The following is a 9,863-nucleotide window of genomic DNA, read 5'->3' as shown; positions in this document are numbered from 1 at the left end:
GGGCGGCCCGCACCGTCGCGGACAGCGCCGCCTCCGGTGCCATCGCCTCACCCGCGTGCGGCATCCCGGGGTGCACGTGCAGCTCGAGCGGCACGCTCGCGGCGGCCAGCCGGGTGGCGTAGCCCAGCACCTCGCCGAGGAACAGGTCGCAGTCGCCGACCTCGAGGTACGTGGCGGGCAGCCCGGCCAGGTCCTCGGCCCGTGCGGGTACTGCACCGGCCGGGGCGGCATCGGTGCCGGCGGCGGCCCCGAGGGCTGCGCCCCAGGCCAGGGCGTTGACCGCCGGGGTCCACGTCATGAGCGGCACGAGGCGCCGGTCGGTGGCCTTGGTCCGGTCGTCGAGCATGGGGTAGAGCAGCAGCTGGAGCGCCAGTGCGGGGCCCTGGGCGTCGCGGGCGCGCAGCGCCGTGAGCGCCGCGAGCCCCCCGCCGGCCGAGTCGCCGGCCACGACGAGCGGGAGATCGACGGCACCGAGCTCCGCGCGGTGCGCATCGGCCCAGACGAGAGCCGTCCAGGCGTCGTCCTCGGCGGCAGGGGAGGGGTGCTCGGGGGCCAGTCGGTAGTCGACGGCCAGCACGAGCACCGCGCCGTCGGCGGCCAGCCCGGCGCAGATGCGGTCGTGGGTGGCCAGCGAGCCCGCGATGCGACCGCCGCCGTGCAGGAAGACGACGAGCGCACCGGGCGCCTCGTGCTGCGGGCGGTAGAGCCGGGCCGCCAGCTCGTCGGTGAGCTGGAGGTCCTCGCGCGTGACCCCGGGTGCGTCGGGCACCGGGTAGGACTCCATCGCCGCGTCGAGGGCGGCCCTGATGCCGGCGAGGTCGACCGGTGCCGGTCCCTTGGCCGTGGCCGCCATGGCGGCGCGGATACCTGCAGCGATCTCGGGGTCCAGGGCGCGTGCCACGGTCGTCAGGCTACTGACGGTGGCCCCGTCGTCGCGGCCCCGTCCACCAGGAGGACGTGCCCGCGGGTGCTGCCCCGGGGCCCGACCCGGGTGCGGGAGATCAGTCCCAGAACTCGGGCAGGTCGTCCTTCTCGAGGGTGGCCCGCACGATCTCGGCGAACACGGATTCGGTGGACTGGACACTCGTGGTGCTCATGGCACGACCATCGTCCGCCGGTCCCGGGCCCGGGTGGGACCTCCGGCCTGACTTCGTCGTGACCTCGACCTCATTCCTCAAGCGCGGCTAAAGGAATGGGCCGTTTCCGTCATCCACGGCTGGGATGAAGGTCATGAGACGACGCGGCTGACCAGTCAGTTCGCGCGTGACCACCGGGCGAGCTGACCGGCCGGGATCACCCGGTGCCGGGCGATCGCCGCCGTCGTGAGCGCCAGCCCCGCGAGCATCCACACGACGAGCAGCCCCACCGGCCCGGCGAGCGCGCCGCCGGCCGTCACGGACTGCAGCGCGTGCAGCGCCGGGCCGAGCGGTGTGAGGTCGTAGAGCTGCCCGACGAGCGCCGGCACCGTCGAGACGACGGCCGCCGCGAGCCCGATGGTCGCCACGAGCACCGCGACGAAACGCCCGATCCCGCGGAAGGCCGCCGCGAGCCCCTGGTTGACCGCCGCGAACGACACGCCCGCCAGGCACGCGATGAGCGTGAACCGCACCCAGCCGCCGGGCGTGAGGTCGAGCGTCGGGGACATCACCGCCGTGATCGCGAGCCCCTGGACCACGCCGACCGCGGCCGCGGGGGCGAAGGAGCGCAGTGCCAGCGCCCAGGACGGCCGCGTCGACCCCAGGGCGCGCGGTGTCATGGCGGCCAGCACGAGGAACGTCGCCAGACCGCCGATCCACAGCGCGAGCGCGACGAGGAACGCGATGATCTGCGAGCCGAGCACATCGGTGCTGCCGGTCGAGGCCACGACCGGGTCGGCCACCACGGAGGCGATGTGGTCGGACTGGTCCTTGGTGTAGGTCGGCACCTGGGTGGCGGCCGTGCCCAGCCCGGACGACAGGCTCCCGGCGCCGGAGGACAGCTGCGCTGCTCCGGTGGCCAGGCCGCTGGCCCCGGAGGCCAGCTGGGACGCGCCGTCGGCGGCCTGCACCGCACCCGAGGCGAGCTTGCCCGCACCCGTCGAGGCGCTCGACGCACCCGAGGCCAGCGCGCTGGCACCGTTCGCGGACTGCGTGAGGTAGCCGGCCAGCGTCTGCAGACCGCTCGCGGTCGCGGCGGACCCGGCGGCGAGCTGCTGGCCCCCGGCGGCGAGCTGCGTCGTGCTCGTGGTGAGGGCCGGCACGCCCGGCGTGCCGACGTTGACCGAGGTGTTGAGCTTCCCCGCGCCCGCCGCCAGCTGCGCCGCGCTGTAGGTCAGGCTCGGCGTTCCGCCGGCCGCCGGCGCGGAGGTCACCTGCTGTGAGTGGATCGTCGCGACGAGGGTGGTGCAGGACGAGGCGTCGCCCGCCTGGCAGCCCTGGGCGAGCAGGTCGATCCCGCCGAGGAAGGTCTGCAGGCCCGTGCTGAGCCCCGACGTCCCCGAGGCAAGGCTCGACGTGCCGTACGAGAGGCTGTTGGGGTCGGTCGACGACGTCCCGTTGATCCCGACGGCGAGCGCGCTCAGCCCGTCGGCGAACGTCTGGGCACCACCCACCGCGGCCTGCGCGGTCGCGGCGGAGGCGGCGGTCTGGGAGGCGAGCTGGTCGAGCCCGGAGGCCAGCGAGGACGCGCCCGTGGCGAGCTTCCCGGTGCCCTGTGCCAGGCCCGACGTGCCGGCGCCCAACGTGCTCAGACCGCCGGCCAGGTCGGCCGACCCCGTGGCGAGCTGGCTCGCACCCGAGGAGAGCTGGCTGCCGCCGGTGGCGAGCTGCTGCGCGCCGTCGGCCGCCTGGGCCAGCGAGGTGCCGAGGGTGCTGAAGCCCACCAGCACGTTCTGCAGGTAGGTGGTGGTCAGGGTGCGGCCGAGCACCTGGGTGGCCGTGCTGGTGACGGCCTGGGCGAGCACCGGGTCCAGCGGCCGGGACTTCTCCGACGTCGCGATGTCGAGGGTCGCCTGGACGGCGTCGGCGCCCTTGGAGGTCGAGGTCGCGGCGGCCGAGAAGTTCGACGGGATGGTGACGACGGCGGTGTACGTGCCCGAGGCGAGCCCGGCGGCCGCGTCGGCGGCGTTGGTCACCACCCAGGTGAGGTTGCTGCCGGAGTCCGAGCTCGACACGTTCGCCACGGTGGCGCTGGGCGAGGGGGTCGGGGTCGGGTTGCCGCTCGCGGCGGGGGTGCTCGACGCGCTGGTCGGCGCGCCGGACGAGGTGACCAGACCCGCCGCGAGCTGACGGCCGAGCGGCACGGTCTGGCCGTTGATGGTCACCGGCTCGTCGAGGTTGACCACCGCCGCCGTGATGCGGTCGAGGTGCTCGGTCGGCTTCCACAGCGCCCAGGTGAGCAGCCCGCCCACGACGAGCGGGACGAGCACGAGCCCGATCACGGTGAACCAGGTGCCCCGGCCCCCGCCACGGATGCGCTCGGGGTGGACGAGGACGGACAGCCGGCTCATGCCAGCACCTCCTGACGCATCGGGCCGACGACGGTGCGTGGACCGGGGGGGAGCAGGTCGTCGAGGTCGTGCTCGTCGAGCACGCTCACGACCAGGGTGCGTTGCGGGTCGTCGCGTCGGGCACGGGCGATCCGCTCGTGGACCGCCTGGCGCAGCCACGGGTCGCCGACCGCGTCGAGGTCGTCGATCACGACGACGGGAGCACCCGTGGCGAAGGCCTCGTCGAGTTCGCCGACCGGGTCGGCGGTGCGGGCCAGCCGGGCGAAAGCCACCGAGTGCCGGATGTCGCGGGCGCGCACGGAGGCCACCAGCCCGTTCACCTTGAGGGTGCCGGCGTCGGCGTGCGCGCGTCCGGCCAGGGTGAGCAGCAGCGGGGTGCGGCCCGAGCGGTGCGGGCCGGTGACGACGAGCGTGCCGCCACGAGGCACCCGCACGGTCACGTCGCGGTAGAGCGCCATGCCGTCGGGGGCGTCGAGACGCAGCCCCTGCGCGGCGATCGCGTCGTCGGCCCCGGGTTCGGGCCAGTCGGCCAGGCGCAGCTCGTCGGCCAGGCCCTCGCCCTCGACGTCGAAGTGCGGCAGCACCCGGTCGAGGAAGCGCGGCATGTGCCAGGCGCGCTCGCCGAGCAGCTGCAGCACGGCGGGCACGAGCGTCATCCGCACGATGAAGGCGTCGATGAAGATGCCGGCGGTGAGCCCGAGCGCGATCGGCTTGATCATCGTGTCGTGCCCGGGCACGAACGCCAGGAACACCGAGAACATGATGATCGCGGCCGCGGTGACCACCTTGGCCGACGACAGGAAGCCGACGCGCACGGCCCGGTGGGCGTCGCCGCGGTGCACGTACTCCTCGCGCATCCGCGAGACCAGGAACACCTCGTAATCCATGGCGAGCCCGAACAGCACACCCATCGCGACGATCGGCATGAAGCTGAGCACGGCCTGCGGCGTGCGGTCGACGCCGAGCAGGCTCGCGCCGATCCCGTGCTGGAACACCAGGGAGACCACGCCGAACGCGGACACGATGGACAGCAGGTAGCCGGCGGTGGCCTTGAGCGGCACCCACAGCGACCGGAACACCATCATGAGCAGCAGGAACGACAGCCCGACGACGAAGATCCCGAACGGCACGAGCGCGGCGCCGAGCTTGGCGGAGATGTCGATCTGCACCGCCGTGAGGCCGGTGACCGACAGGTCGACGCCGTAGACGGACTGGAAGTGGTCGTGCTGGGCCCGGATCGCGTGCACCAGGTTGGACGTCTCCGTCGAGTCCGGCGCACCTGTGGGGATCACCTGGATGACGCCCATGGTGGCGTCCTGGTTCGGGGTCGCCAGCGGCACGGCGGCGACCCCGGGCAGCGCCGCGATCTCCTTCTTGAGGTTGGCCATGAGCCCGAGCGGGTCGGTGGACCCGACGATCGAGCCGGTCACCATGAGCGGACCGTTGTAGCCGGGGCCGAAGTGCTCGGCGACCAGGTCGTAGGTGACGCGTGCGGGGGAGCCGGCGGGCTGGGTCCCGGCGTCGGGCAGGGCGAGCCTCAGGTCGCGGGCCGGCAGCGCGAGCGCGCCCAGCCCGACGACGATGACGAGGATGGTGACGACCGGCCACCGGGTCGAGGCCTTGATCCAGGCCGAGAAGAACCGGTTGGGGTGCACGTCCTCGTCACCGTCGGACGGTGCGGTGGCGGACGGTCCAGCGGCGGGTGCGGCATGGGCTGCGGGCGCGGCGGCGGCGCGTGCGGTCGCGGGGGAGTGCGCACCGCGTGAGGCACGACGTGCGGCCCGCCGCTCGGCACGTCGTCCGGGTCGGATGCGGTCGCCGACGAAGCCGAGCAGCGCCGGGGTCAGAGTGAGCGCGACGAGCACGGCGATCCCGACGCCGACCGCGGCGGCGACCCCCATGATCGTGAGGAACGGGATGCGCGCCACGGCCAGGCCGACCAGCGCGATCATCACCGTGAGCCCGGCGAACACGACGGCCGAGCCGGCGGTGGCCAACGACCGTGCGGCCGACTCGCGGGCGTCCATCCCGGAGCGCAGCTGTCCCTGGTGGCGGGACACGATGAACAGGGCGTAGTCGATGCCGACCGCCAGTCCGAGCATGAGCGCGAGCAGCGGGGTGGTCGAGGAGATGGTGGCGAACCGGGTGGCGGCGTAGATGCCGGCCATCGTGATGGCGACGCCGAGCAGCGCGTTGAGCAGCGGCATCCCGGCGGCCAGCAGCGAGCCGAAGGTGAAGAGCAGCACGACGAGCGCGACGAGCACGCCGATCCCCTCGGTGGCCGAGATGGTCGGCACCGAGATGGTGAACAGGTCACCGCCGAGCGAGACCTGGGACCCGGCGGGCAGTGCGGCCGCGAGCGTGTCCTTGGCCTTGACCAGCGCGTCGGAGGTGCTCGCCGGGATGGTCGTGCTCTGCCCGTTGAGCTGGATGGAGACGATGACGGCGGAGTTGTCCGACGAGATCGCCCCGCTCACGGTGCTGCCGTAGGGGTCGGCGACGGCCTCGACGCGGTCGACCGCCTCGGCGGTGGACACGAAGGCCTCGATCGGGGTCCGCACGGCGTCGGACTGGGCGCTCACCCCGTCGGGGGCGACGACGATCAGCCGGGCGCTGGAGCCGCTCACCTGGGGGAAGGTGTGCGACAGCTGGTTGAGGGCGACCGTCGACTCGGTGCCGGGGATGGTGAACTCGTTGCTCGTGCCCGTGGACAGCGTCGCGGCGGCGGCGCCGACCGCCAGCAGCACGAGCAGCCAGAGCGCGGCGACCCGGCGACGGTGGACGAACGACCACTGACCGAGACGGTAGAGGGTCGACGACACGGCGGCTCCCGAGAGTGACAGAGGATGGATCCGATACGCCGGTGTATCCGATACATCAATGTATCCCATAGGATCGCAGCAACCGAGTGAGGGAGCTGCCGTGCGAGCATCGACGCCGCCCGTGGCCTCCCGGCGGGGTGGCTGCGAACCGGACACCGCGCGCCGGGCCGCCACCCGCGAACGACTGGTCGACGCGGCCTTCGACGTGTTCGCCGAGGTCGGGCTGCCCGCGGCCACCGTCGAGCAGGTCGCCGAACGTGCCGGGTTCACCCGGGGCGCGTTCTACTCCAACTTCACCAGCAAGGAAGAGCTCTTCCTCGCGCTCGTGGAGAAGCAGACGTTCTCCCGGATCGCCGGGCTCACCGAACGGCTCGAGGCGATGCGGCCCCACCTGGCGAGCCACCTCGACGAGGAGCAGCTCGCCGAGCTCCTGCTCGACGTGCTGTGCTGGGCCATGTCGGACCGCCGGTGGACCATCATCGTCGACGACTTCCGGCTCATGGCGCTGCGCGACCACGCCCTGGCCGCCGACTTCGTGCAGATGCGCGACCGGATGGTCGCCTCCGTCCGGCAGATCATCGAGCAGGCGCTCGACGGCACCGGCCGGGTGTTCACCGTCGACCCGAACCTGGCCGTGCGGCTGCTCATCAACACCTACCTCGACTCGGTGCGCGACGACCTGCTCGACGGGGTCGCGGAGGACGACACCGGGCACCTGCGGCTCACCCTGGCCCGGCTGGTGCTCACCCTCACGCGCACCGGGCACGAGGGCGGCGGCCCGACCGTGACGGGGCAGGTCGCCGCCGGTCCCGTCACCGAGACCGCAGCCGAGTCCAGCGCGGGCGCGGTGCACCCGGGCTGACGGTGCGCTAGGACTGGACCTGGAGGCGGGTGCCATGCGCGCGTGGACGGTGGGGCGACCAGGACCGGTGGACGGCGGGCCGTTGCGGCTCGTCGAGCGGCCCGACCCCGTCCCCGGTCCGGGGGAGCTGGCGGTGCGGGTGCTGGCGTGCGGCGTGTGCCGCACCGACCTGCACGTGGCCGAGGGTGACCTGCCGGTGCACCGGACGCACGTCGTGCCCGGTCACGAGGTCGTCGGCGAGGTGAGCGCGCTCGGCGACGGCGTCGACGGGTTCGCCGTCGGCGACCGGGTCGGGGTGGCCTGGTTGCGCGGCACCTGCGGGACCTGCCGGTACTGCCTGCGCGGTGCGGAGAACCTGTGCCCGCACTCGCGCTACACCGGCTGGGACGCCGACGGCGGCTACGCCGACGCCACGACGGTGCCCGCCGACTTCGCCTACCGGCTGCCGCCCGGGTACGACGTCACCGAGCTGGCCCCGCTGCTGTGCGCCGGGATCATCGGCTACCGGGCGCTGGCCCGCACCGACCTGCCACCGGGCGGGCGGCTGGGCATCTACGGGTTCGGCGGCAGCGCGCACCTCACGGCCCAGGTGGCCCTCGCCCAGGGCGCCCGGGTGCACGTGCTCACCCGCGGTGCGCAGGCCCAGCAGCTGGCCCGCGAGCTGGGCGCCGCCTCGGTCGGTGGCGCGTACGACGCCCCGCCCGAGAAGCTCGACGCGGCCATCCTGTTCGCCCCGGTCGGCGACCTCGTGCCGGTCGCGATGCGCGCCCTGGACCGCGGTGGCGTGCTGGCCGTCGCGGGCATCCACCTGTCCGACGTGCCGCGTCTGGTGTACGCCGACGAGCTGTTCTACGAGAAGCAGCTGCGCTCGGTCACGTCCAACACCCGGGCCGACGGGCGCGCCTTCCTCGACCTGGCCGCACGCGTCCGGCTCCAGGTGACGACCGTGCCCTACCCGCTGGCCCGGGCCGACGAGGCGCTCGCCGACCTGGCCGCCGGCCGGTTCGCCGGGGCCGCCGTGCTGGTGCCCTGACTCCTCGCGCGCCACCCGAGGACGGGGCCGCGCGCCACCTGCTGGCGGGTCTGCGAGCCCGACGGCGGATCGGGTGCTCGGTCCGGCTACCGTCGTCCTGCGTCGGGGGACAGGAGGGCACGTGAGCCAGGTCGAGCGCGTCGGGGCCGCCCCGGCGTCCCGTCCCGTGCCGCGGGTGCCGTGGCGCCCCGGTCGCTGGGCCTGGTGGGTCCAGGTGCTCGCGGTCTACGCGCTCTCGCGGGTGTACTCGGCGCTCGTCCTGCTCGTGGTGCTCGGGCAGCAGGGGTCCACGCCGGCGCGGTGGTGGGGGCCGGGACGTCCTCCCTACGCGGTGTTCCTGGCCGACTGGTGGGACGGCTGGTGGTACCGCCAGATCGCCGAGGGCGGCTACCCGGACCAGCTGCCGACCCGCGCCGACGGCCAGGTCACGATGAACGTCTGGGCCTTCTACCCGCTGTACCCGCGGCTGGTGCGGGCGCTGCAGGACCTCACCGGGCTCGGCTGGGACCTGGTCGCCCCGAGCGTCGCCGTCATGGTCGGTGCGGTCGCGATGCTGGGCGTGCACACCTGCATCCGGGCCGGTGCGCCGGCGGCCGTGGCGGCCCGGCCCGGGCTGCCGCTGGCGACCGTCGCGGTGCTGTGCGTCTTCCCGTCCTCGGTGGTGCTCGGTGCCGCCTACACCGAGTCGCTCGCGCTCGTGCTGGTCGCGGTCTCGTTGCTGCTCGTGCTGCGGCGCCGGTACCTGTGGGCGCTGGTGCCCGTGGCGCTGCTCGGGTTCACCCGCGCGGTGGCGCTGCCGCTGGCGGCCGTCGTGGCGGTGCACGCCCTCGTGCGGCTGCGCGAGGCGCGGGCCGGCGGACCGCCGGTGCGCGAGTGGCCGGCGATCGGGCTGCTGCTGGGCACCACGGTCGCCTCGGGCTTCGCCTGGCAGGTGATCGCCGGGGTCGTCACCGGGGTGCCGGACGCCTACCTGCGCACCCAGGAGGCGTGGCGCCGCCCGCGCCCGGTGAGCCCGTTCGCCGGGTGGACCCGGCTCGAGACGCTCAGCCCGACCGTCACCGTGCTGGTCGTGCTGGCGGTGCTCGGGCTGCTCGCCCTGCTGGCCTCGCGCTCCGCCCGGCGGCTCGGGCCGGAGCTGTACGCCTGGTCGGTGGCCTACCTGGTGTACCTGGCGGCGGTGAGCGATGTCATCAGCAGCCTGGTCCGCTTCCTGCTGCTGGCGTTCCCGCTGCTCGCGGCGCTCGTCGGGCTGGTGCCGACCCCGGTGCGACGGGCGCGCTGGTGGCTGGCGGGGCTGCTCGTCGTGCTCGCGGTGCTGCAGGTCCTGTGGGCGTGGCAGATCTGGGTCTACGTGCCCCATGAGGTGGGGTTCCTCAAGGCACCCTGAGCCTCACCAGGTGTCGCGCGCCACCAGCACGTCGCGCAGCAGGTCGGCGCGGTTGGTGACCAGGCCGTCGACCCCGAGGTCGAGCAGCCGGTGCATGTCGGCGACCTCGTCGACGGTCCACACGTGCACCTGGCGCCCGACGGCATGCGCGAGCGCGAGGGTCCGCGCACTCACCACCGCCAGCCCAGCCCGTTCGGGCACCTGGAGGCAGTCGACCTCGCGCAGCGCCCGACGTGCCGCGGCGCGTGCGGCGGCACCTGGCAGCGCCGCGG

General features: G+C 74.2%; 7 protein-coding genes. 3 read left to right on the top strand and 4 right to left on the bottom strand.

Annotated elements, in window-relative coordinates; translation table 11 throughout:
- From F2B26_RS11925 to F2B26_RS11915, 3 genes are all read right to left on the bottom strand, one after another.
- Window positions 1-901 (bottom strand): alpha/beta hydrolase (locus F2B26_RS11925; protein WP_159809639.1); only part of this gene is annotated, 901 nt, incomplete at its 3' end.
- A gap of 351 nt (window positions 902-1,252) precedes the next feature.
- On the bottom strand, window positions 1,253-3,487 hold the full coding sequence (locus F2B26_RS11920) for a YhgE/Pip domain-containing protein (RefSeq protein WP_159809638.1): 2,235 nt from the start codon (window positions 3,485-3,487) through the stop codon (window positions 1,253-1,255).
- Window positions 3,484-6,309, bottom strand: coding sequence for an MMPL family transporter (locus tag F2B26_RS11915; protein ID WP_159809637.1), 2,826 nt, complete (start codon window positions 6,307-6,309; stop codon window positions 3,484-3,486). The genes F2B26_RS11920 and F2B26_RS11915 overlap by 4 nt, the downstream gene beginning before the upstream one ends.
- 100 nt (window positions 6,310-6,409) lie before the next feature.
- On the opposite strand from F2B26_RS11915, the gene F2B26_RS11910 reads away from it, so the two are divergent.
- The 3 genes from F2B26_RS11910 (at window position 6,410) to F2B26_RS11900 (ending at window position 9,591) form a co-directional block, all read left to right on the top strand.
- Window positions 6,410-7,171 carry a TetR/AcrR family transcriptional regulator gene (locus tag F2B26_RS11910; RefSeq protein ID WP_235929638.1) on the top strand — a complete coding sequence of 254 codons (762 nt, stop codon included), beginning with the start codon at window positions 6,410-6,412 and terminating at the stop codon, window positions 7,169-7,171.
- Window positions 7,172-7,205: 34 nt separating this feature from the next.
- Complete coding sequence (locus F2B26_RS11905) at window positions 7,206-8,204, top strand: zinc-binding alcohol dehydrogenase family protein (protein ID WP_159809635.1); 999 nt, start codon at window positions 7,206-7,208, stop codon at window positions 8,202-8,204.
- A gap of 121 nt (window positions 8,205-8,325) precedes the next feature.
- The gene (locus F2B26_RS11900; RefSeq protein WP_159809634.1) at window positions 8,326-9,591 is read left to right on the top strand and encodes a hypothetical protein; all 1,266 of its coding nucleotides are present in this window, start codon (window positions 8,326-8,328) and stop codon (window positions 9,589-9,591) included.
- A gap of 3 nt (window positions 9,592-9,594) precedes the next feature.
- Here the strand turns inward: F2B26_RS11900 and F2B26_RS11895 are convergent.
- Window positions 9,595-9,863: glycerophosphodiester phosphodiesterase family protein (locus tag F2B26_RS11895; protein WP_268891104.1), on the bottom strand; the 269-nt coding region annotated here is incomplete at its 5' end.

This window comes from Cellulomonas citrea (assembly GCF_009829685.1).
In the GTDB taxonomy this organism is placed as follows: domain Bacteria; phylum Actinomycetota; class Actinomycetes; order Actinomycetales; family Cellulomonadaceae; genus Cellulomonas; species Cellulomonas citrea.
This window is presented reverse-complemented; position numbering and strand designations above follow the sequence as displayed.

What these genes read in the sequence shown, in the direction of transcription:
- F2B26_RS11920 (WP_159809638.1), bottom strand. Translation starts at nt 3,487, where the DNA reads ATGAGCCGGCTGTCCGTCCTCGTCCACCCCGAGCGCATCCGTGGCGGG.
- F2B26_RS11905 (WP_159809635.1), top strand. Translation starts at nt 7,206, where the DNA reads ATGCGCGCGTGGACGGTGGGGCGACCAGGACCGGTGGACGGCGGGCCG.